Annotated in this window: 31 protein-coding genes; 4 read left to right on the top strand and 27 right to left on the bottom strand. The window is 26.4% G+C overall.

Going from position 1 to position 22,875, the window contains the following annotated elements:
* Positions 1 to 6: 6 nt before the first annotated feature.
* From rsmB to J2Z24_RS13645, 16 genes are all read right to left on the bottom strand, one after another.
* Entirely contained in the window at positions 7 to 1,332 is a 1,326-nt protein-coding gene (rsmB, locus tag J2Z24_RS13720; protein WP_035148485.1) for a 16S rRNA (cytosine(967)-C(5))-methyltransferase RsmB, read from the bottom strand.
* Positions 1,333 to 1,395: 63 nt separating this feature from the next.
* Positions 1,396 to 2,082 (bottom strand): zinc metallopeptidase, encoded by a 687-nt coding sequence (locus J2Z24_RS13715; RefSeq protein ID WP_035148483.1) that lies wholly within the window; start codon positions 2,080 to 2,082, stop codon positions 1,396 to 1,398.
* A 49-nt stretch (positions 2,083 to 2,131) separates the two neighbouring features.
* Positions 2,132 to 3,067 (bottom strand): methionyl-tRNA formyltransferase, encoded by a 936-nt coding sequence (gene fmt, locus J2Z24_RS13710; RefSeq protein WP_035148482.1) that lies wholly within the window; start codon positions 3,065 to 3,067, stop codon positions 2,132 to 2,134.
* Between the two features lie 5 nt (positions 3,068 to 3,072).
* Positions 3,073 to 3,525: a peptide deformylase gene (gene def, locus J2Z24_RS13705; protein ID WP_035148480.1), complete on the bottom strand. Its 453-nt coding sequence runs from the start codon at positions 3,523 to 3,525 to the stop codon at positions 3,073 to 3,075.
* A 20-nt stretch (positions 3,526 to 3,545) separates the two neighbouring features.
* Positions 3,546 to 5,747: a primosomal protein N' gene (priA, locus tag J2Z24_RS13700; RefSeq protein ID WP_035148478.1), complete on the bottom strand. Its 2,202-nt coding sequence runs from the start codon at positions 5,745 to 5,747 to the stop codon at positions 3,546 to 3,548.
* 118 nt (positions 5,748 to 5,865) lie between these two features.
* A complete protein-coding gene (gene coaBC, locus J2Z24_RS13695) occupies positions 5,866 to 7,059 on the bottom strand; it encodes a bifunctional phosphopantothenoylcysteine decarboxylase/phosphopantothenate--cysteine ligase CoaBC (protein ID WP_035148476.1) in 1,194 nt (397 codons plus the stop codon).
* A gap of 2 nt (positions 7,060 to 7,061) precedes the next feature.
* Positions 7,062 to 7,280 (bottom strand): DNA-directed RNA polymerase subunit omega, encoded by a 219-nt coding sequence (rpoZ, locus tag J2Z24_RS13690; RefSeq protein ID WP_035148474.1) that lies wholly within the window; start codon positions 7,278 to 7,280, stop codon positions 7,062 to 7,064.
* Positions 7,261 to 7,890 carry a guanylate kinase gene (gene gmk / locus J2Z24_RS13685; RefSeq protein ID WP_035148472.1) on the bottom strand — a complete coding sequence of 210 codons (630 nt, stop codon included), beginning with the start codon at positions 7,888 to 7,890 and terminating at the stop codon, positions 7,261 to 7,263. Before gmk ends, rpoZ begins: the two co-directional genes overlap by 20 nt.
* Positions 7,890 to 8,162: an extracellular matrix/biofilm regulator RemA gene (remA, locus tag J2Z24_RS13680; protein ID WP_035148470.1), complete on the bottom strand. Its 273-nt coding sequence runs from the start codon at positions 8,160 to 8,162 to the stop codon at positions 7,890 to 7,892. Before remA ends, gmk begins: the two co-directional genes overlap by 1 nt.
* A gap of 15 nt (positions 8,163 to 8,177) precedes the next feature.
* On the bottom strand, positions 8,178 to 9,056 hold the full coding sequence (locus J2Z24_RS13675; RefSeq protein ID WP_035148469.1) for a YicC/YloC family endoribonuclease: 879 nt from the start codon (positions 9,054 to 9,056) through the stop codon (positions 8,178 to 8,180).
* Positions 9,057 to 9,225: 169 nt separating this feature from the next.
* The gene (locus J2Z24_RS13670; protein ID WP_035148468.1) at positions 9,226 to 10,374 is read right to left on the bottom strand and encodes an aminotransferase class I/II-fold pyridoxal phosphate-dependent enzyme; all 1,149 of its coding nucleotides are present in this window, start codon (positions 10,372 to 10,374) and stop codon (positions 9,226 to 9,228) included.
* A gap of 119 nt (positions 10,375 to 10,493) precedes the next feature.
* Complete coding sequence (locus tag J2Z24_RS13665; protein WP_242990641.1) at positions 10,494 to 10,781, bottom strand: hypothetical protein; 288 nt, start codon at positions 10,779 to 10,781, stop codon at positions 10,494 to 10,496.
* A gap of 127 nt (positions 10,782 to 10,908) precedes the next feature.
* Entirely contained in the window at positions 10,909 to 11,058 is a 150-nt protein-coding gene (locus J2Z24_RS13660; RefSeq protein ID WP_156950280.1) for a hypothetical protein, read from the bottom strand.
* A gap of 170 nt (positions 11,059 to 11,228) precedes the next feature.
* Positions 11,229 to 11,411 (bottom strand): hypothetical protein, encoded by a 183-nt coding sequence (locus J2Z24_RS13655; RefSeq protein ID WP_035152398.1) that lies wholly within the window; start codon positions 11,409 to 11,411, stop codon positions 11,229 to 11,231.
* A gap of 98 nt (positions 11,412 to 11,509) precedes the next feature.
* Positions 11,510 to 11,743, bottom strand: coding sequence for a DUF3006 family protein (locus tag J2Z24_RS13650; protein WP_035152395.1), 234 nt, complete (start codon positions 11,741 to 11,743; stop codon positions 11,510 to 11,512).
* 123 nt (positions 11,744 to 11,866) lie between these two features.
* Entirely contained in the window at positions 11,867 to 12,064 is a 198-nt protein-coding gene (locus J2Z24_RS13645) for a hypothetical protein (RefSeq protein ID WP_035152392.1), read from the bottom strand.
* A gap of 150 nt (positions 12,065 to 12,214) precedes the next feature.
* Here J2Z24_RS13645 and J2Z24_RS13640 point away from each other — a divergent pair, with 150 nt between their 5' ends.
* Positions 12,215 to 12,670, top strand: coding sequence for a hypothetical protein (locus J2Z24_RS13640; RefSeq protein ID WP_035152390.1), 456 nt, complete (start codon positions 12,215 to 12,217; stop codon positions 12,668 to 12,670).
* A gap of 130 nt (positions 12,671 to 12,800) precedes the next feature.
* On the opposite strand, the gene J2Z24_RS13635 is transcribed toward J2Z24_RS13640, so the two are convergent.
* From J2Z24_RS13635 to J2Z24_RS13620, 4 genes are all read right to left on the bottom strand, one after another.
* Positions 12,801 to 13,097, bottom strand: coding sequence for a hypothetical protein (locus tag J2Z24_RS13635; RefSeq protein WP_035152386.1), 297 nt, complete (start codon positions 13,095 to 13,097; stop codon positions 12,801 to 12,803).
* A gap of 165 nt (positions 13,098 to 13,262) precedes the next feature.
* A complete protein-coding gene (locus J2Z24_RS13630; protein ID WP_035152383.1) occupies positions 13,263 to 13,457 on the bottom strand; it encodes an alpha/beta-type small acid-soluble spore protein in 195 nt (64 codons plus the stop codon).
* 174 nt (positions 13,458 to 13,631) lie between these two features.
* A complete protein-coding gene (locus J2Z24_RS13625) occupies positions 13,632 to 14,132 on the bottom strand; it encodes a TspO/MBR family protein (protein WP_035152380.1) in 501 nt (166 codons plus the stop codon).
* 142 nt (positions 14,133 to 14,274) lie between these two features.
* Complete coding sequence (locus J2Z24_RS13620; RefSeq protein ID WP_156950279.1) at positions 14,275 to 14,439, bottom strand: hypothetical protein; 165 nt, start codon at positions 14,437 to 14,439, stop codon at positions 14,275 to 14,277.
* 103 nt (positions 14,440 to 14,542) lie between these two features.
* Between J2Z24_RS13620 and J2Z24_RS13615 the strand changes: the two genes are divergently transcribed.
* Positions 14,543 to 15,130: a protein kinase gene (locus J2Z24_RS13615; protein WP_035152377.1), complete on the top strand. Its 588-nt coding sequence runs from the start codon at positions 14,543 to 14,545 to the stop codon at positions 15,128 to 15,130.
* A gap of 58 nt (positions 15,131 to 15,188) precedes the next feature.
* Here the strand turns inward: J2Z24_RS13615 and J2Z24_RS13610 are convergent, their stop codons facing one another.
* Positions 15,189 to 15,371, bottom strand: coding sequence for a hypothetical protein (locus J2Z24_RS13610; RefSeq protein WP_035152374.1), 183 nt, complete (start codon positions 15,369 to 15,371; stop codon positions 15,189 to 15,191).
* 181 nt (positions 15,372 to 15,552) lie between these two features.
* Positions 15,553 to 16,467: an Ig-like domain-containing protein gene (locus J2Z24_RS13605; protein ID WP_051593444.1), complete on the bottom strand. Its 915-nt coding sequence runs from the start codon at positions 16,465 to 16,467 to the stop codon at positions 15,553 to 15,555.
* A gap of 139 nt (positions 16,468 to 16,606) precedes the next feature.
* On the opposite strand from J2Z24_RS13605, the gene J2Z24_RS13600 reads away from it, so the two are divergent.
* On the top strand, positions 16,607 to 17,380 hold the full coding sequence (locus J2Z24_RS13600) for a 3'-5' exonuclease (RefSeq protein WP_035152371.1): 774 nt from the start codon (positions 16,607 to 16,609) through the stop codon (positions 17,378 to 17,380).
* A gap of 46 nt (positions 17,381 to 17,426) precedes the next feature.
* On the opposite strand, the gene J2Z24_RS13595 is transcribed toward J2Z24_RS13600, so the two are convergent.
* From J2Z24_RS13595 to J2Z24_RS13585, 3 genes are all read right to left on the bottom strand, one after another.
* Positions 17,427 to 19,826, bottom strand: a complete 2,400-nt coding sequence (locus J2Z24_RS13595; RefSeq protein WP_051593443.1) for a M56 family metallopeptidase — start codon at positions 19,824 to 19,826, stop codon at positions 17,427 to 17,429.
* Positions 19,827 to 19,840: 14 nt separating this feature from the next.
* Entirely contained in the window at positions 19,841 to 20,227 is a 387-nt protein-coding gene (locus J2Z24_RS13590) for a BlaI/MecI/CopY family transcriptional regulator (RefSeq protein WP_035152368.1), read from the bottom strand.
* 141 nt (positions 20,228 to 20,368) lie between these two features.
* Positions 20,369 to 20,542: an aspartyl-phosphate phosphatase Spo0E family protein gene (locus J2Z24_RS13585; protein ID WP_085059182.1), complete on the bottom strand. Its 174-nt coding sequence runs from the start codon at positions 20,540 to 20,542 to the stop codon at positions 20,369 to 20,371.
* Positions 20,543 to 20,707: 165 nt separating this feature from the next.
* Between J2Z24_RS13585 and J2Z24_RS21795 the strand changes: the two genes are divergently transcribed.
* On the top strand, positions 20,708 to 21,166 hold the full coding sequence (locus J2Z24_RS21795) for a CBO0543 family protein (RefSeq protein WP_307861368.1): 459 nt from the start codon (positions 20,708 to 20,710) through the stop codon (positions 21,164 to 21,166).
* 156 nt (positions 21,167 to 21,322) lie between these two features.
* On the opposite strand, the gene J2Z24_RS13580 is transcribed toward J2Z24_RS21795, so the two are convergent.
* Positions 21,323 to 22,183 carry a metallophosphoesterase gene (locus J2Z24_RS13580; RefSeq protein WP_241392966.1) on the bottom strand — a complete coding sequence of 287 codons (861 nt, stop codon included), beginning with the start codon at positions 22,181 to 22,183 and terminating at the stop codon, positions 21,323 to 21,325.
* Between the two features lie 57 nt (positions 22,184 to 22,240).
* Positions 22,241 to 22,864 carry a bifunctional phosphoribosyl-AMP cyclohydrolase/phosphoribosyl-ATP diphosphatase HisIE gene (gene hisIE / locus J2Z24_RS13575; RefSeq protein ID WP_035152362.1) on the bottom strand — a complete coding sequence of 208 codons (624 nt, stop codon included), beginning with the start codon at positions 22,862 to 22,864 and terminating at the stop codon, positions 22,241 to 22,243.
* Positions 22,865 to 22,875 lie beyond the last annotated feature (11 nt).

Genomic DNA, 22,875 nt, shown 5'->3' with positions numbered 1-22,875 from the left:
TATCACCTATCCTTGTTTCCTTAATTTAGCTATAAAAAAACCATCCATGCTTTCATTTGGTAATATGGTTAATGTACCTAACTCACTATAAATTAAGTTTTGTAAATTTCCATAGAAAATAGGCTCAACTTTAAATTGAGGAAACTTATCTATAAACCATTTTATATTTTCTTCATTTTCATCTTTATTTAAAGTACAAGTAGAATAAAGAATTATGCCATTATCTTTTACATAACGAGCTGCATTAATTAATATCTTTCTTTGAATTTCTATTAAAGAGTTTAATGACTTTTTATCCTTTGTATACTTTATTTCTGGCTTTTTTCTTATAATTCCCAGGCCTGAACAAGGTACATCTATTAATACTCTATCCCCTGTTTTATTCAAACTAGAATTATATATGGTAGCATCCATAGTATTAAGTGAAATATTATTAATTCCTAATCTATCAATATTCTCTTTTATTAAAGATAACTTATTTTCATGAATATCAAAAGCCAATACTTTACCTGTGTTGTTCATAATTTCAGAAATATGAGTAGTTTTTCCTCCTGGAGCACTGCATAAATCTAAGACTATCATATTATCTTTCAAATCCATAGCAGGAGCTACAAGCATTGCACTTTCATCTTGTACTGTTATATACCCTTCCTTAAATAAAGGATTATTTTCTATATTTCTTCCCTTTATTATCTTGATTCCTTCAGGACATACTATACCTTCTTCAATATTATAATTATTGGATACTAGTCTTTGCCAAATATATTCATAACTTCCTTTTAAGCTATTTATTCTAACCGTAACAGTTGGAACCGAATTTAGTCCCTTTAAAATACTTTCTCCTCTTTCTTCTCCATATTGATTGATAAATAACTTTACTAACCATTTTGGAAAAGAATAATTAAAAGAAAGCTTATCTAAAGTTTTTTCTCCACAATAATCTCTATTTATACTTCTCAAATAATTTCTTAATACTCCATTTATAAGCTTAGACATTCCCTTTGACTTTTTCTTACCTAATTCTACACATTCATTTACTGCTGCAAAAGAAGGAATCTTATCTAAATATCTTATTTGATAAATTCCTATTCTTAATACATTTAAAACATAACTATCTAAATTTTTTATGCCATTTTTCAAATGATAATTTAGTATTGTATCTATAGTATATTTATATTTCAATGTTCCATAAACTATCTCTGTAACTAAAGCTTTATCTTTATCAGATAATTTACTTTTATTAAGTTTATTATTTATAACTATATTAGAGTAAGCATTTTTATTTAAAATCTCCTCTAATATATCTAAAGCAATTTTTCTACTATTCTCCATATATATACCTCAATTTCTCTTAGCATAAGAAGGTTGTATGGTAAAACCACACAGCCTTCTTTTTTAATCATCTCTTCTACTATTGCTTAAAATAATCAATCTCAAAAGCTGAGCTATAGCTGTAATGGCCGCAGCCACATAAGTCATGGCAGCTGCCTTTAGAACTGCTCTAGCTCCATCTATTTCCTCACCATAAAGCATACCTTTATTTTCTAAAACCATCAATGCTCTATTAGATGCATTAAATTCTACCGGTAAAGTTATTAGCTGAAATGCAACCACTGCAGTAAATAATATTATTCCTATATTTAAAAGATTAGGTAATCCAAATAAAAAACCTAGAAAAAATATTACCCAAGATACATTGGAACTAAAATTTACTATAGGAACTATAGAATTTCTTATAATTAAAGGAGAATATTTTTCCTCATGTTGAAACGCATGACCTGTTTCATGAGCAGCAACTCCTATAGAAGCTACAGAAGTACCATAATAGACCTCTGAAGAAAGTCGCATAACCTTATTAGTTGGATCATAATGATCTGTTAATTTCCCTTGTACTAATTCAACTGGTATATCAAAAAGTCCATGACTATCAAGAAGTTTTCTTGCTACTTGCGCACCAGTATATCCATTTATACTATTTATTCTGGAATATTTATTAAAAGTAGATTTAACTTTCATTTGAGCCCATCCAGCAATAATAAGTGCTGGTATTAAAATTATAAAACTACTATCAAGATAAAACATATACTCACTCCTTATATTCAATAATAGTCATACTCTAAAAATTATAATACTATTTCTTTCCTAAAACGCTTCCCTTTTCTATTTTATTTCCTTTAATATATTCTTCCACATACATAGGTTTTTTAGAAGGAAATTGTACTTTTTTAATTAATAAAATGCCTTTTTTACATGCTACCTTTATTCCTTCTTTTGAAACATCCAAAATATATCCAACTTCATGATCACTATCTTCTTTTAAAGATATTGCTTCATGTATTTTCATTATGTCACCATTATAATAAGTAAATGCCAAAGGCCATGAATTTAGGCCCCTAATTAAGTTATTTATTTCCTCACTACTTTTATTCCAATCTATTTTTCCTATTTCCTTATTTAGCATAGAGGCATAACAAGATTTATTATCATCTTGCTTAACTCTTTTAATTTTATCTTCAACAATTCCATTTATAGTTTCAATAAGAAGCTTTCCTCCATCATTCATTAATAGATCATGAAGTTCTGCCGCAGTCATATTATCTATAATTTCAATTTCACTTTTAAGTAACATATCTCCTGTATCTAAACCTTCATCCATAAGCATAGTAGTGTTACCAGTTATCTTTTCACCCTCTATAATTGCCCAATTAATAGGAGCTGCTCCTCTATATTTTGGAAGTAGTGATGCATGTAAATTGATACATCCATATTTAGGTATATCTAAGATTTCCTTTGATAGAATCTGTCCATAAGCTACCACTATAATAAAATCTGGTTTCATACTTCTTAATTTATCAATAACTTCCTTATCCTTCTTCAAATTTTCTGGCTGATATACCTTTATTTCATGTTTCACAGCTACCTCTTTTACTGGTGACATAGCCAATTTCTTTCCTCTTCCTTTAGGTCTATCTGGTTGAGTGAAAACTGCTTCCACATGAAAATTTTCAATTAAAGCTTCCAAAGAAGGAACTGCAAATTCAGGAGTACCCATAAATATTATTTTCATATATATTATTCTTCCTCCAATTCTATTATTTTGTCCACAAATAAAATTCCATTTAAATGGTCTATTTCATGACAAAGTGCCTTTGCAAGAAATTCCTCTCCTTCTACAACTATTTCTTTGCCTTCTCTATTTAATGCTTTTACTTTAACTCTATAAGGTCTTTCTACTGCTCCTTGTCTACCAGGTATACTTAAACATCCTTCTTCATCTATATATGATCCTTCTGACTCAATTATCTCTGGATTTATTAAAAACAAAGGTCCTTCTCCAATGTCTATTACCACAACTCTTTTAAGAATTCCTACTTGTGGAGCTGCAAGACCTACTCCACTATTTTCATACATAGTTTCAAGCATATCATCTAATAAAGTTAATATTCTATTATCAATTTTTTCTACAACTCTACTTTTCTTTCTTAATATTTCATCACCAAATTTTCTAATATTTCTTAATGCCATATTACTTACCTCCAATATATTTATATTAAATTTAAAGGATTTACATCTATGCTTACCCTAATATGAGTATAAACTTCTTTCAAAGTGTCATAAATCATATCCCTAATATGTTTTTTTAAGCTTATCTCTAAATTTCCTTTTATAATTATTTGCCATCTATAATTATTTTTTATTTTAGATATTTCACAAGGACAAGGTCCTAATATTTCTATTTTATCATTATTTTTTAAAATGTCTTTTAAAATTATACCAACATTTTGTATATTTTTTATTAATATATCCTCATTTTGACTGCTCATATTTATAAGCATTATATCAAAATATGGAGGATAATTCATAAGATTTCTTAAAAGTATTTCTTGATTATAAAATCCTAAATAATCATTATTGCATGCAGATATAATACTATAATTATCAGAACTATAGCTTTGAACTATCACCAATCCTTCTTTTTTACCTCTTCCTGCTCTTCCAGCTACTTGTGTTATAAGTTGAAAAGTTCTTTCTGAAGCCCTAAAGTCTGGTAAATTTAATGATAAATCTGCAGCTATAACACCCACCAAAGTAACATTGGGGAAATCTAAACCTTTTGCTACCATCTGTGTTCCAATTAAAATATCTGCTTTTCCTTCCTTAAAGTTATTATATATATACTCATAAGAATTTTTCTTCCTAGTTGTATCAAAATCCATTCTTAGAACTCTAGCTTGAGGAAAATATTTTTTTATTTCTTCTTGTACCTTTTCTGTTCCTACTCCAAAATGTTTAACATATTTACTTCCGCATTTTGGACATGTTTTTAATAACTTCTGCTTGCTACCACAATAATGGCAAACTAATATATCACTTGAATTATGATAGGTTAAAGATATATCACAATTATTACACTTAAAAACATAACCGCATTTTCTACAGGATACAAAAGTTGAAAATCCTCGCCTATTTAAAAATAATATTATTTGCTCTTTATTATGAAGTCTAGTTTGGATTTCTTCATATAATATTCTACTAAACATAGATCTATTATTATTTATAAGTTCATCTCTCATATCCACAACTTCTACTTTTGGCATTAAAGCTCCATCAGCTCTATTGTTTAAAGTTATAAGTTCGATTTCTCTTTTTTTACATCTATAGAATGTCTCAATTGAAGGCGTTGCAGATCCTAATACTAATTTGCAATCTTGAATAAAACTTTTCATTTCTCCAACTTCTCTAGCGTTATATTTAGGATCACTATCAGATTTATAACTTCCCTCATGTTCCTCATCAATAATTATAATTCCTAAATTTTTAAAAGGTAAAAATAATGCTGATCTAGCTCCTATTGCTACTTTTACTTTACCATTTTTAACTCTAAACCATTCATCTAATCTTTCTCCATCAGAAAGCTTACTATGAAATACAGTAATATCTTTTCCAAATCTTCCTTTAAATCTCTCTACCATTTGAGGAGTTAATGAAATTTCTGGAACGAGTATTATTGATTCTTTTCCCTTATCCATCATTTGTTGGACCAAATTCATATATATTTCCGTTTTTCCACTACCAGTAACTCCATGAATTAAAAATATTTTCTTCTCTGAATTAATTATTTTGTCTAAAGCTTCTTTTTGTTCTTTATTTAAAGTCTTTTTCTCATAAATTGCATATTCTCTATCATTATACCTATTTACTATAGATTCTTCTCCAACTAAAAACTTATGTTTAAGCATAGTATTAATGGAAGATAAAGATATATTAAAAGTTTTACTTAGAGAAGTCTTATTAAACTTACCGTTATTTTCCTTAACCGTATTAAATATGTTTATATAAGGCTCTTTATTAAATTTATCTTTTGGAAAATCACCTATAAATATAAGATTTTCTTTTTTATTTTTCATACCTTTAAATAGGGCTGATGGAATAATAGTTTTTATACATTCCATATAAGTAGAAAGATATTTTTCTCTCATTTGTTCTATAAGGATTAAATCTTTGTCCGTTAAACATGGAAAATCTTTATATACATTATAAATATTTTTAATTCTCTTTATATTATCTATATTCTCATAAAGTTTTATAACAAATCCATCCACTTTTTTATTTCCCAACCCAAAAGGAACCAAAACTCTGCTTCCTATTTTCACTTTTTCTATGAGACTTTCAGGTATTGCATAAGTAAAAAGCCTATCTAACTGAATAGAATTGCTATTAATAATAACTCCAGCATATTTATACACCTAATCACCCTTTAACTCCTAATATGGACTAAATAAAAGAGGCCTTCCACAAAATTACTTTGCGAATACATGCCCCTTTTAAATATAATAATTAAATTTAAAATCTATTCCTTTAGTTCTACTTTATTTCCTCATTAACAAGATTAAATATTTCACAGGCAAGTTTCCTTTTACTCATCTTATCTACAGGAATCTTTCTACCATCTTTACAAAGTATAGTTACCCTATTCTCTTCTGATGCAAAGCCTATTCCATCACCAGTAATATCATTTGCAACTATGTAGTCTAAATTTTTTTTCTGAAGTTTAATCTGAGCATTTTCTATTAAATCATTGCTTTCCGCTGCAAACCCTATAAGTATCTGATCTTCCTTAATCTCACCTAGAGTTTTTAAAATATCTCTATCTTTTTCTAGCTCTAAGATAAAATCATTTGAAGATTTTTTAATCTTCTTTGTTGAATATTCCTTAGGTTTATAATCTGCAACTGCTGCAGCTTTTACAATAATATGCTGCTGTTTAAAATTATTTAAAACTTCATTTAACATTTCTTCATTAGTCTTTACATGTATAACATTCATACCAAAAGGTTCCTTTAGGCTTGTAGGTCCTGATATTAATGTGACTTCAGCCCCTCTATCTCTTGCTTCTTCTGCAATAGCATATCCCATTTTCCCTGTAGACTTATTTGTTATATATCTTACTGGATCCATAGGCGCTATAGTAGGACCTGCCGTTACCAATACTTTCTTACCTTGTAAGTCTTTTATAGGATATAACATACTTAAAACTATCTCTGAAATCAATTCAGTGTCAGCAAGTTTTCCTTTACCTGTATCTCCACAAGCTAATCTACCTTCTTCAGGTTCTATAAATTTATATCCATACTCTTTTAATTTATTTATATTTCCCTGAACTATAGGGTTAGTATACATATTTGTGTTCATTGCTGATGCAAAAACTACTGGTGCTTTAGTAGCCATAATAGTAGTACTAAGCATATCATCTGCTATACCATTAGATACTTTTCCTATAATATTAGCAGTGGCAGGAACTATCAGCATTAAATCTGCTTTTTTAGCTAGAGATATATGCTGTATTTCCCAATGCTTAGGTTCTGCAAACATATCTGTAATGACCATGTTTTGACTAAGACTTTGAAAACTTAAAGGATTCACAAATTCACAAGCAGACTTTGTCATTATAACATGAACATCAACATTGTTTTTTCTAAGCTTGCTAATTACATCTAATGCTTTATAAACTGCTACTCCTCCAGTTACTCCTATAACAACAGTTTTTTTATAATCCATAATTATTTAATACCTTCTTTAAGTGTTTCAAAAGTTATAACACCTGTATCTATTTCATTTATGGCTACAGTTAAAGGTTTGGTTAAATTTGTATCTATCAATGGTTTTTCCCCATCAATAATTTGTCTTGCTCTTTTAGAAGTTACTACTACTAAAGAATATCTGTTATCTACCTTTTCTAATAAATCCACAATTGATGGACTAATCATAGAGTTGTTCATGTATCAATCCCTCCTTAGAATCAAATATAGCATCTTTTATTCTATCAACTCTGCATTTTTCTGCTGCTATGATACATTCTATTTTTCTTACTGCCTCTGAAACTGTATCATTAACTACAGCATAATTATATTTTGACACATAATTAATTTCTTTATAAGCTGATTTAAATCTTGTCATTAAGGATTCCTCTGTTTCAGTTCCTCTATTAGTAATTCTTTTCTTTAATTCTTCCATAGAAGGTGGAAGAATAAAAATAAAGACACCATCAGGATAGTTCTCTTTAACTTTTAAAGCTCCTTGTATATCAATTTCTAGTATTACATCTCGTCCTTCCTCTAACTTCTTGAGGACATTAGATCTTGGTGTACCATAATAATTACCATAGACTTCAGCATATTCTAGAAAATCTTCTAAATCTATTCTTCTTAAGAATTCTTCCTTTTCAAGAAAAAAATAATTTACTCCATCTACTTCACCTTTTCTAGGAGTCCTTGTAGTTGCAGATACAGAAATCCAAAAATCGTTTTCCTCTAATAATGCCTTACATACTGTTCCTTTTCCAGTACCTGATGGTCCCGAAATCACAATAAGTAATCCTTTTTTATTCATTATTCCTCAACCTCTTCTATATCATCATCTTCCTTGGAAGATAATCTATGAGCCACAGTTTCTGGCTGTACAGCTGATAAAATTACATGATCACTATCTGTAATAATAACAGCTCTTGTTCTTCTTCCATATGTAGCATCAATAAGCATTCCCCTATCTCTTGCTTCCTGAATTATTCTTTTTATTGGTGCTGATTCAGGACTTACTATAGCAATAAGTCTATTTGCTGAAACTATGTTTCCAAAACCGATATTAATTAATTTGATACCCATTGAATTCCTCCCGCTTTATTCAACATTTTGAATTTGTTCTCTTATTTTTTCAATTTCATTTTTTATATTTAAAGCTAAGTTAGTAATATCTAAATCATTAGCTTTTGAAGCAATAGTGTTAGCTTCTCTATTCATTTCTTGAACTATAAAGTCTAACTTTCTTCCTATAGGTTCATTTAAATTTAGGGTTTCTTTCATCTGTATTATATGACTATTAAGTCTTACTAATTCTTCATCAATACAAGCTTTATCCGCAAGTATAGCTACTTCCATAGCAATTCTACTTTCATCTATTTGACTATCTTCTAAAAGTTCTTTAATCCTTGAGGTTAATTTTTCTTTATAAATCACAGGAACTATTGAAGACCTTTTTTCAATTTCATTTACTATATGCTTGATATTATTGCATTTTTCTAAAATATTTTCTCCAAGCTTAAACCCTTCTCTTTCCCTCATGGCTACTAATAATTCTACTGCTTCTTCTAAAGGTCTAGAAAGACTATTTAAAAGTTCTTCCAGATCTTCTTCCTGTTGTTTTAAAGTTATAATCTCAGGAAATTTTGCAATAAGTGAAACAGAAATGTCATCTACTACATCATATCTTTCTTTTATTTCATTTAAACATTCTAAATAATCATCTGCTAAAGACTTATTTAGAAAAGTCTTTACATCTTTTTTATCATATGTGTTTAAAGTAATGAATACATCTACTTTTCCCCTATTTATTTTTCTTTGTATAGTAGCCCTTATTTTATCTTCCAGTGAAATTAAACTTTTAGGCATTTTAATATTTATATCACAATACCTATGATTTACGCTTTTAATTTCTACAACAAAACTTCTACTACTATCCTCAAAGGTTGCCCTCCCAAAGCCAGTCATACTTTTAATCATAATTAATTCATCCTTCCATTTCCACTTGCTTAACATATACTAATTATACATATATATCTACAATAAATTCAAGCATATTTTGCAATATCACAAAATATGCTCTGATTTACTCTATAATTTGAATTATATCACAAAAATATAAATGTAAACATATTATATCTCTTTTTGTTCAATATATATTTAACTTATTTAGCGCATTTTCTATTACACTTTTATCTTTTGTTAGAGCTATCCTAAAATATCCATAAAACAGATTTCCAAAAATATAGCCAGGAGTAACCATTATTCCAGACTTTTTTAAAAGTTCATCACAAAATTCATCTGTAGTATAATCCTTGGGTACTTTACACCATATATAAAAAGTACCTTCATTCTTAAAAAAACTTATATTATGTTTTCTTAACAAATTTTCTGCTATATTAATTCTTTCAATATACACTTCTCTTGTAGAATTTATATACTCTCTTCCCAACTTAATAGCATTTAAGGCTGCCATCTGTATAGGTATAAATTGTCCTGAATCCATATTCATCTTTATCTTAAGCATGGCTTTTAGTACTTCACTATTTCCTACCGCATACGCTATTCTAAATCCAGTCATATTATATATCTTAGAAAAAGTTCCAAATTCTATACATTTTTTTTCATAATCAAATTGTAATAAACTTAAGGGGTTATCTTTTGTTCTAATTATTTCATTATATGCACCATCATTGCATAACACAATATTATTTTTATAACAAAATTCAACTATATCTTTATAAAAATCTTTATTTGCAATAGCACCTGTTGGATTATTGGGATAATTAATAATAAACAGTTTACTTTTCAGCACAATCTCCTTAGGAATTAATTTAATATCAGGAAGATATCCATCTTTCTCTTTTAATGTTAATTTATAAGGCACAACTCCCCACAATTTACTGCTGCCTTCATAAACTGGATAAGAAGGTTTAGGAATTATAACGTACTCTCCTAAATCACATACTGCTGGTATTAAATTACTTATTCCTTCTTTTGATCCAATAAGTATAAGTACTTCATCCTCTTTCAATTTTACTCCAAATATATCTTTGTAATAGTCTATTATTCCGTGTTTAAGTTCAATTATTCCATCATAAGGAGGATAATTATTAAACCCTTTTTTATAAAAACTTTCTATCATTCCTTCCAATATACTTTTATCTACTGGTAACTCTGGATCTCCCACAGTTAAATTAATAATATCTTTCTTATCTTTTATTATTTCTGTTTTTATTTTATTAGTTTTACCTAATTCAAATTCAGGAATGTTATTTAATCTGTTATTAATTTTCACTTTTAATCCTCCAAAATCTTTTTTATTATTTTATTCATAATTTATTCATAGTGTTACAGTTTACATTTTTATTAATTTACATAATTTTTTTTATGTAAATTATATTCAAAGAAAAAATCTCAGGAATTTACCTGAGATTTTTTCTTTGAATATATATCTTCTATTTTTTTTATATAATCTTTATCATCACTAATTCTTATAAGACTCTCTAAAAAATACTTATTATGATTTTTAGGTAATTCTTTATGTTTGATAAGCTTTATCATAATCATACAGATTTTATACTTGTGAACATGAGTATGCCCATTCCTAAACTTTTTCTTTGTATTATGGATAATAAATTCATTACCTACTTTATATACTTTAAAATTCAGGTTTTGGTATATTTGTATACTCAAACCCAACACTCCTTATAAAATATTAAAGTATCCATTACATCAAATAAAATCTTATTAGTATTTTACTAATAATTTATTTATTATAGTATATGATTTTATTAATATTTTGTATATTATATATAAAATACAATCCTTATTATCTATTTTCATTTTTTATTTTAAGTATATCACTATGATTTAATGAAGTTTCTTGAATTACATTAGAAAGATCTTTATCATTATCCATCATCTTTTTAGCCTTTTTAAAAGCTTGTGCATGAGGAAGTTTCTGATTTTTCTTTACCATCTCTTTTCACTCCCTTATAAATTTATTTTCACCTTTTATTTCTTAACTACTCTCCTCTATATAAGTTCATCTAAACTTTGTTTAAAGTATTATATTCCTTTTAAACAAAATAAAGCACCCCTTTCTAGGATTATTTTCTCCATAGAAAGAGGTATTATTCTATAACTTCATTATTTTATATATTTCACATCTTTAATTTGAGGTTTTATTATATGCCAAGTATATCCGTCTTTCCAATAAGTAAAAATATTTCTACTATTTGTATCATTATACCATTCCTCAAATTTTTTAAATTGTTCTAAATTGATTTTATGGATTTCATTTCCATTTAATGTTTTAATCTCTAATTTCATTTTTAAACACCCCCAATTTTATATATTCACAAAAATATGTATTTATGATAAAAATTTAGGATTACTAATTATTAAGTGTTTAAAAATAAAATTACATTTTACTTATTTATTTCAATTACTATATCATCACATATATAGCAATCTTCAAATTTTGAATTTTTCTTATTAGCTTTTTCTTTCTTTTTTTTTATCCAAATTTCCTCTTTATTAATAATAATATCTCCTACATGGCATCTTTTAATGCTATTTTTACTTACATTAAATACTTCTCCAGATTCTTCATTTTTACAAATAGCATAATCCCCTATAAAACATACTATAATTCCTTCCATATTTTAAACCCCTTTATACTATTTTTAATTTTTATTATATTACAAATAGTGCAACATTTCAACATTATGCTTTTTAATATTATATAAATTTTCAAAATAAGAAAGAGCCTTTTTAAAGACTCTTCATCTATGTTCTATTATATCTATTACTCCTAGCACAATATGAGCTAATCCAAATCCTAATACTGCTGTTTCTACTAAAGGAGTTATATTTTGTTTTCTCATCCTTTTCATATTCATATCCTTTAAACTAAAAGCAAAAGCGGTTGCTGTAACTAAGGCTCCTAATGTTGTTGGAATTACACCTTCTCTTATCTTCATAATTTATCCTCCTTTATTTTTACTACAGTATAAGTTTTTCCTAAAATTAAATTAATATGTTTATATAAAGATTTTATTTAATTTTAAATGTAACAAATTTCAATTAATATAATATTATTATATTAGATTAAAATTTATGGAGGGTTATTAATGAACACTGAAACAAAAAAGGATAAATTAAATATTGTTAATGATGAATTACTAGATGGAGAAGATTTAAACTTCCGTAAACATAAACACCATCATGATGATAAAAAAAAGGATATGCCAATAATGCCCATTTATCCTTATCAAACAATGTGTTGCTGCCCACTAATGTATATGTATGGGATAATGCCTTATAATACAATGTACATGGAAGAAGACAAAAAAAATAGTTGCAATTGCTGTAAAGATGATTACTGTAAAGAATACATGAAATATAGAAATGAATCTGATGATAGAAAACCTGATGATGATTATTCTTATGACGACTATTATGATGATGATTATTCCTATGAAAGCTATTCTGAAGATGATTATTCATATGATTACTATCCTTACTCCCCATATTATTATCCTTTTTATCATCAAAGACCCTGGTGGTGGATGTATCATCATAGATAGAATAAGTCTTAGTTGAAATTTTATAACTTTATTTTGAAACACTAATTGTATGCTGAAAGTTAAATATCCTTAAGGTGCCTTAATATATTGAGGCACCTTAATAATGTTTAACATTATTTGTTTTATAAAATTACAATGCTTTCCTATAACACTCTAACCATATACTATATACCTGCATTTCTTCATCGATTCTATCCTTAGTTAACTTTTGATTATGCGGAATTATTTCTATTCCTTCTTTAGAAAGATTATAATCTGCAAAATCTCCAGCTAAAAGAACAGGTTTCAATCTAATATAATTTGCTATAGTATATTTTTCTTTAAGATTTTCTCCTATTATAACTTTTCCTCCAAGTTCTTTTAATGCCTCTTTTTCAATATATCTCATATTTTCTATTCTAGAAGTAAAATTCTCTTTCATCTCCATAATTTTATCCCCCTGAAATAAAAATTTAATTCTTATTATATTATTAATATAATTTAACATAGTAATATATGTGTTTTTTCTGTATTAATTTAATCTATGAATATTAGCATTATAAACATAAAAAGAGATTAGCTTCACGCTAATCTCTTAATGTTTTAATTAATCTTATAGATTTCTTTCGTAGGCTTCTACCATTTTCTTAACCATATTTCCACCTACTGATCCAGCTTCTCTTGAAGTAAGATTTCCATTATATCCATTTGTTAAATTAACTCCTACTTCTTTAGCTGACTCCATTTTAAATCTGTTTAATCCTTCCTTAGCTTCTGGAACTAATACTCTATTATTTCTATTTGCCATAATAAACTCCTCCTTATTAAATATTTTTTATTTTGTATTTTATTGTTGTACTATAAGTTTTCACACTTTGGTCAAAGTATATGTTATTAAATTGGAGGAATATTTGGAAATATGCTGTATATAATATCATTTTTTATATATCATACTATTTTTTTAAAAACTTTTATTATTTAACTACATTTCATTAAGCATCCATATTGAGAAGTTAAGTACTCCAGCAAAAGATACCCAGATAATATACGGTATCATTAAGTAGGCTGCAATTTTGTCGTTTTTATAAAATTCAAAGGTAGTTAAAATAATAAAAATAAGTAAAATCATTAATTCTATAAACGCTAATCCATAAAGTTTAAATCTAAAAAAAATAATTGACCACAAAAAATTTAATACAAATTGAATAATAAAATATTTTATTCCCCTTCTTACATTTTGACCTTTCTTTCCTATTAATATTATTCTATATAAAGAAACTGCCATTAAAAAATAAAGTATAGTCCATACAATAGAAAACACCCATCCTGGAGGAGAAAATGTTGGTTTTATAAGTTCCTTATATACTTCACTACTAGCCATACCTAAAAATCCTGATAAAAATCCTAATCCCTCTATTAAAATAATTAGTAAGATTAATAATTTTATGTTCTTTTCCTTATCTACATTAAATATATTTATCATATTACTCCTCCTTTTTATTTATTCTATAACTACTATTTCCAGTGTTCTCTCACTTCTAATAGTAATATATTATGAATTATATACTATTATTACAGCATTTATATATATAATAAAAATCTCACCTTTCTAAAGGTGAGATTTTTTAAATAAAATCTATAAATATAAATTTTTTCTTACATTTACTGCAAACATATTCTGTCTCAGTTATATCTTTAGCTGTTTTAACTTCCAACTTTGTGGTCTTTACATCATCACTACAGCAATATGGACATTTTTTATCAAAGGTTTTTTTTATTTTATTATCCATCCCTTGCACTTCCTTTCCCTTACATAATAGTTTACTACAATAGAAATATAAATGTAAGTACACTCATACAATATAATGATATAATTATAAAGAAGAGATTGTTATGCCTAAAAATACAAATTATTTTATTGAATTAGACCTTAAAGCTGAAAAAATGCTAAAAAAAGCTCAATTCTTAGGTAAAGGCCATAACGGCATAGTATATTCTTTACCTAACAAAAAAGTGATAAAAATTTTTAGAGATAAAAAAGTCTGTAAAACAGAGTACGATATTTTAAGAAGAATAAAAAAAAGCAACTATTTCCCAAAAACTTATGAACATGGTGATTATTATATTGTTAGAGATTATGTAGATGGAGAACGGTTAGATAAATATATTAAAAAAAATGGCTTTAATAAGAAAATAGCATTAAATATTATTAAGCTAATTGAAGAATTTCAAAGACTTAATTTTAAAAAACTAGATATCAGATGTAAAGACTTATACATTAGAAAAGATTTCTCTATTAAGGTTATTGATCCTAAAAACAATTTTTCTAAAGAAATGCCCTATCCTAGACACTTAATGAAAGGTTTAAATAATCTAGGAGTATTAGATGACTTCTTAACTGTAGTTAAAAATGAACATAAAGCTTTTTATAAATTATGGAATTTTAGGATTAATCAATACTTAGACAAGGGAATAAAATAACATTCCAGTCAGGTGACAATTAAATTTCACCTGACTTTAATCTATTTTCATATATTTATTATTTTTTTACAATTTTTATTATTATACTCTCTTCTATAAGTTCACTTTTACTAGATCCATTTTTAAAATATCTTATTTGCTTATATGCTACTCCACTCATTTGAAAATCTAAAATATCTATTCTATCTCCTTTATAAATATGTGGCTCTTTTTCTCCTTTTAAAAAAATATGTGCTTCCATATAAAAAAATATTTTCTCCTTTCTTGTAAAACAGATGTTATTTTTAAATCTATTTTGTGATAACATAATAAGTTTAAATTAATTTTAACATATTTTAAAGTAGTTATTCTTTAATAAAATGATAAATCAAAAAACAAGCTAGAAATTAGTATTTTAATTTCTAGCTTGTTCACATTCTTCTTTAAAGTTGTTTTAACATATCTTCATATTGAATAATAAGCCTTTTAGCTTCCCAAGAAACATCTAAATACTCTATAGCATCCTTTTTTTCTCCTATTTGCTTATTTAAGTCATATCTCTTTAATAATGCTTCAGCAGAAGTATCATTTTTTAATGAATCATATTGTCTTTGCAATTTTAATAATTCATCTTGTAATATATTACGTTCCATTTTATAATTATATTCATCATATTTATAAACAGGATATTTTCTTATTATTTCATCTATCTTTTTTTGTATTTCTTCTCTAGTTTGCTCTTTACTTCCACTTCTCACAACAAATACTGTAGCTTTAACCTTTTTATCGTAACCATCTACTGTTCCATAATATGTAATATATCCTTCTCTAGATGTGTCTATCTTAGATGACCGCTCCCATTTTATATGAACACTTTGCTTAGTTCCATCACTCATATAAGCTTCTATAGAATCATTAAAACTATAGTCTCCCCCTAATTCAGCAGTAAAACTTATATCCTCAATGTTTAGTATTTTCAATTCTCCATCACTTTTTATATTAAAAGTCATTTGACGACTTCTAGGAATTTTTTTCCCTTTTTTAGAATGAGCATTTTCCTTAACAAATAAAGTGTATTTTTCTCCAGTAGTATATCCCCCTATTGGAGCATTAACTATAACACTTCTTGTATCCTTTCCTAATTCTAATGTTACATTTACTTTTTTTCCTTTACTATCCTGTACATAAATTGCATTTTTAGTAAGTTCATCAAATCCCACTTCATCATTGAACTGTACTGTCCAGTTTTTATATAGACCTACAATTTGATTGTCTCTAATAGCAGCATTAACATTTATAGGTAACGCCAAAATAAAAAAAAGAAAAAAACTAGCTATTATGCATTTAAATTTAACCAAAAAAACCACTCCTCTACCATTTATGCTTACATATATTTTACAATTATCAACAGTTTTATGCAATAACTTAATTGAATTACCTGCTAAATAGGTGTAAAATGTAATACTAAGTAATTGAATTTTATTTAGGAGCGATAAAATGAACTATATTGTATTTGATTTGGAGTTCAATCAAAGTTACAATTCTATAGAAGAAAATAAAAAGTGCCCTTTTGAAATAATTCAAATAGGTGCTGTAAAACTTAATAAAGATCTTAACATTATTTCAACCTTTAATAAATTTGTAAAACCTGAATTATATACTACAATTAATCCTTATGTGGAACAAATAACAGGCATAACAATTGATAAAGTAGCTAATTCTCAATCCTTTGAAAAAATATATAACGAATTTGTTTATTTTTTAGGAGAAGAAAGTATATTATGTGTTTGGGGTATGTCTGATATAAAAGAACTATTTAGAAATATAGAATATCATAAATTACACTTATCTTTAATCCCCAAAAAATATATTAATATACAGCTTTATGCATCTAAACATTTTAATAATCAAAAAGGTATCTATATTGGCCTTAGCAATGCAGTTAAACTATTGAATATTCCAATTAAAAATCAATTTCATGATGCTTTCAATGATGCTTATTATACCGCAGAAGTTTTTAAAAAAATTTATAATAACGAAATTAAAACTAATATATATAATTTTAATAAATATAAAAATTCAACTACACATAATACTCCAAAAACACGATTAGATTGGGATAATCTAATAAAACAATTCCAAAAAATGTTTGATAGGGAAATAACTTTAGAAGAGCAATCTATGATTAAATTAGCATATATGATGGGAAAAACAAATCAATTTCAAATTCCACATTTGAATAATTCAAAGGATGAGGGGAATAAGATTTAGAAAAAAAGAAGGACTTTATAAAATAGAATCCTCCTTTTAAATTTAATTATTTACTTTTTTTGTTAACTGCATAATAATCAAAAATATTATTGAAAATTTCCTCTACTATCGGATTAGTTATCTTTTCTGCGTAATAATTTTTAGGATCAGGTTCATCTATAGATATTAAAATTGTGAATTTTGTATCTTTTCCTTCTTTAGGTGAAGCCATTCCAACATAATTACATATATATTTACCTTTTTCATATCTTCCATCTATGGATTTTTGTGAAGTTCCTGTTTTACTTCCTATGTTATACCCCTCCATACAATACTTCCCATTTCCAGACACATTCATTTCAAGATAATTTTTCATAGCATCAGCTGTAGTTTTATTAAGTATTTGTTTTTTCCCATAATCATTAAATTTTTTATATACTTCTTTTTTCCCATCTTCATCTTGTAAAATTTCTTTCATAACATGAGGTCTAATCCATGTACCACCATTTGCAAGAGTATTAAATGCAGTCAAATATTGTATTGGTGTTACAGTATTGGTTTGTCCAAAGGATATAGTAGCTAAATCCATGTCCGTTATTTCTTTCGTATTTTTTATAACTCCTGAATTTTCTTTTGGTAGGTCTATACCTGTTTTTTGTCCAAAACCAAATGCCTTATTATATTTATTGAACCTTTTAGCTCCTATTTTTTTACCCAAATCCATAAATCCTATATTGCAAGAATTTAGCAACACCTTATCAAAACTTTGTTTCCCATGTCCATCTCTACTCCAACAACGTATTATTGTATTATTTACTTCTGTTTCACCATTACATAAAACCTCATAACTATCTGGATTGATCACTTTTTCATTTAAAGCCACTGCAGCTGTAATGCATTTAAACATGGATCCAGGTTCAAAACTATCACTTATAATCCTATTTTCGAATATTTCCCTATTATTGTGCTTTAATGAAGGTGCATACTTATTTACCATAGATAAAATTTCTCCATTATTAGGATTCATAACTAATATACTTACTGCTTTGCTTTTATTATCTTTTAAAGCCTTTTCTGCTGCCTTTTCACAAATACTTTGAATATTATTGTCTAAGGTTACTATTATATCATTAGCTGTTGTCTTTTCAACTGGTGATAAATACTTATTATATTGAAGATTAACTTCATGAATTATTTCCCTATTTAATAATTTTTTACTACTTCTGTCAATTACATTTCCTTTTTCTTCTTTAATTATTTTTTTATCTTTTTCTTTGGTAGCTAGTACTGAATTATTTCTAGGATTAGTTAACATAACAACTCCCATTACAATCAAAGCAATTATAGATATTATTGACCATTTATATGAATTTTTTTTAAATAAAGAAATCATAACAATTCTCCTTTTTACTCCAGATTTATTATTTATAATACAAGTCACTCCATAAAGATATGATGTTTTCTTATAATTTTCAAGCAGTTTTATAATTGTATGTCCATAGCTTATATACTCATTAGAATTTATATGTGATAATGCAAAAGCGTCACAAGCTAATTCTCTATCATCGCGCATTACATAGAATGAATACCATATAATAGGATTGAACCAATGAAGTATAGATAATATACTGGTGATGCAATTAACCAATATATCTTTACGCTTAACATGAGAAATCTCATGAAAAATCACATATTGCAATTCTTTACAAGTAATTTGCTTTTTTATATTTGTAGGCAAAAGTAATTTAGGCTTTATAACTCCAAAAATTGCTGGTGTTTTAACTAAGTCTGTATTTAAAACCTCTATGTTGTACTTTAAATTCATTTTTAACTTGCATTTCTTTAAAAGCTCCAAAGTTTCTGCATCTCTGCACTTCGATTTATTTGCAAGTTTTAATCTGAACTTAACATTCACTGATATTATATATGTTCCTAATATTATTACTCCTATTACCCATAAAAAAGCTATCAAATGAAAATACGTCCAGCTATCATAAAATCTACTGCTTATAGTTTTATTTTCTTTATGTTTGTCAATATAATTAACCTCTTTGTTTTTATTAGTTTCTCTCAGTTTATCTTTATATTCTAAGATAGATTTTTCATTTTTATAAGTAGATTTATTCATTGGCTTAACTTTTGAGCTATCTAATATATAATCTTCTTCATGAACTTTTTCATTTACTAATTTATTATGAGACAATTCGATGTTTAACAAATTATTTTCGCATATTTCATTTTTAAATAATTTGTTTTCAGCTATATAAAAAACATTAAAAATACTTGCTGAACTCTGTGGTGCATAAGGTATTATTAATCTCACTAATAGCAGAAACCAAACACAATAATTCCATCGTACTCCTAATCTTTCTTTAAATATAAATTTAACAAGAAGTATTATAAAAGCTAAAATGCTTCCTATAATGGTTGAATGAATTATCCACTTGAAAATAAATAAAAGCCACATAATAATGTCACCATTTAACCTTTCTTCTTTCTATCAAGAATACTTTTTAGTTCATCTATTTCCTCAGATGATAATTCATTTTCACTTATAAAATTTACAAGCATAGAATTTACAGAACCATTAAATACACGTTTTAAAAATGATTTACTTTCTTCCTTTTTACATTCTTTTTCCGATATTAATGCAAAATAATGATAGGTTTTTTTATCCTTTTTATCTATTTCATAACCTAGTATACCTTTATTGACCAGCCTATTTATTAATGTTCTTATTGTTTTAGGCTTCCAATTACTAGTTTTAGATAAAGCTTCTACAACTTCATTTGCTGTGCAGGTTGAATTATTCCATATAAAATTCATTATCTGCCATTCTGAATGAGATATTTTAGATATATTTATCATATTGACACCTCCTTATTACAATTGTAATCTATATTTATATATTACAATTGTAATCTGTAATTGTCAACATAATTTAAAATTATTTTCCATATGAGTCAAGGGAAAGGTGTTTCTCCTTTCCCTCTTCTTCTCTAGTAAATACTACTTGTCCTTTTTCTTTTCAAGAATTTTGTAATACTCATCCAGAACTACATCAAGCATCTGACTTGCTAAAACTACTTCTGGATCTAACAGGTCTGATTTTTTTTCAATTAAGTCATACATGTCTTTTCTTAATTCGTCAATTATTTGTTTTAGTCTTTTAAACTCATCCATAATATCCCTCCTTTCTTGATTGATAATATCAATAAATGGGATATTATGGCTTAATGTTTAGAGTTTAATTTTTAAATATATTTCTAAATAAGCTATATATAAATTTAAAGATTATTGATTATATTATAAATTTTAAGGGGAAACTATATAATATTAATTGAAAGGATGTATATCATGTTAACTAATTTTATAATTGGATTTATAATTCCTTGGATTCTAGGTATATTTATATATTTTAAAGAAAAGATTTTATTATTTGTCATAGCTCCATTTTTCAGTACAGTAGCATACACTGTTAATACTTGGGGATTCTATAAAGATTATTGGAGTTTATATCCTTTTAATTTGGGAAAAGTTTCTTCTGTCCCTTTTGACTTAGGATTATACCCTGTTCTCAGTGTTTACTTAGTCTATTTAATTAAAAAATCTAATATTAATGCTTATATTGTTGTAATACTTTTTTCCATTTTTACAACATTTCTTGAAGCTTTAGGCATCATTATAGGTAAAGTAGCTTATCACAATGGATGGAATATTTTTTACACATTTTTCTCTTATCTGTTTCCTTACATTTTAGTGTATTATTATTATTTAAATTTAAAAAGAATAAATATATTAGAGTAAAAATTATAAAATACACTTTTCTTATATAATGAACGTAATATAAAAGACATAGGGCTGTCGTACTAAGAATAAATCCTACAATATATAGTGTTAACTTTAAACTTCTAAAACAGTATATTGTATATAAATTCCTTAATGCGACAGCCCTATTTATATTTATTTATAACTTTTTAATATAACTGTTACTATTTCTGGTCTATTAAATATCCTCTGTGGTGCAAGACTATTACCAAGTCCTCTACTTATAACCATAGTAGTACCATTCTTTTTATGAGTTCCTTTATAATATTTAGGGAAAAATCCTTGATGTGGAGCTATAATTCCACCTAGAAATGGTATAATAATCTGTCCTCCATGAGCATGTCCAGAAAAAACTAAATCAATATTTTTCTCTACATAAAGTTTAAATAATTCCGGTCTATGGGAACGTAAAATTTTGAATCCTTTTTCCTTATTAATTTTTTCTAAATTTTTTTTTATAATATCATAATCTTTTAATCTATCTGTATAATTTTTGGTACTAAAAGCAGGATCATCCACCCCCAGAATAAAAATATTTTGTTTATTCTTTTTATAAATGTGTAATATATTTCTTAATACAGTTACACCTTCATGCTTTAACTTTTTCTCTAAAGAGTGAAATTTCCCTGACCATCCCTCATGATTTCCTGTTACATAATATATTGGAGCTATATCCTTTAATTTCCTGATAAGAGATATGGCTTTATCTTCATTATATTTACGTCTATCAACTAAATCTCCTGTAATTACTATAATATCTGCTTTTTCCTTTTTAATTTTATTAATTAATCCTCTATTATTATAAAGAAAAACTTTATTATGAAGGTCAGATATATGCAATATTTTAAAATTATTAAATTCACTTGGTAATGTTTTACTTCTAATTTTATATTTAGAAATTACTATATTATTATTTTCTAAATACAAAAATATTATTAGCACAAAGAAAATTAAGACTAATTTATAGGGCATATTACTTAAAATCATTTTAAACATTTAGCTACTCTCCAATTTGAAAGTTACTTTAAATTATACCAAATATTTTTAAATAAATTACTTTTTTCTTTTATATAGCTCATTTTTTATATCTTCAATAGTAACTTCTTCATTAATAATAAGAACTAAAAGGTGATATACCAAATCGCTTATCTCATAAACTAGCTCTTCCTTACTTTTGTTTTTAGCTCCTATTATTACTTCACTAGTTTCTTCTCCCACTTTTTTAAGTATTTTATCTAATCCTTTTTGAAATAAATAATTTGTATATGATCCTTCTTTAGGATTATTTTTTCTATCTCGTATAGCTGAATATAATAATTGTAATACATCTCCTTTTTCACTTTCTTCTTTAATTACCTCATTAAAAAAACATGAATAATTTCCTGTATGACAAGCTACTCCTATCTGTTCTACTGAAATAAGAATTGTATCCTTATCACAATCATAATAAAATCCTTTTATCTTCTGTATATTTCCCGAAGTTTCACCCTTCTTCCATAACTTTTTTCTGCTTCTGCTATAGTAGTGAGCTACTCTTTCTTCTAAAGTTTTTCTAATGGCCTCTTCATTCATATAAGCAAGCATTAATACTTTATTAGTATTTATATCCTGTACTATAGCAGGTACTAATCCCATAGTATCAAATTTTATTTCTTCTATTATTTTTTTAATTTTCATAATAAAGCCTC

Origin of the sequence: Clostridium tetanomorphum (assembly GCF_017873215.1) — a bacterium.
In the GTDB taxonomy this organism is placed as follows: Bacteria; Bacillota; Clostridia; order Clostridiales; family Clostridiaceae; genus Clostridium_AO; species Clostridium_AO tetanomorphum.
Note: the sequence above shows the minus strand (reverse complement) of the source record. Positions and strands in the feature narration are given on the sequence as shown.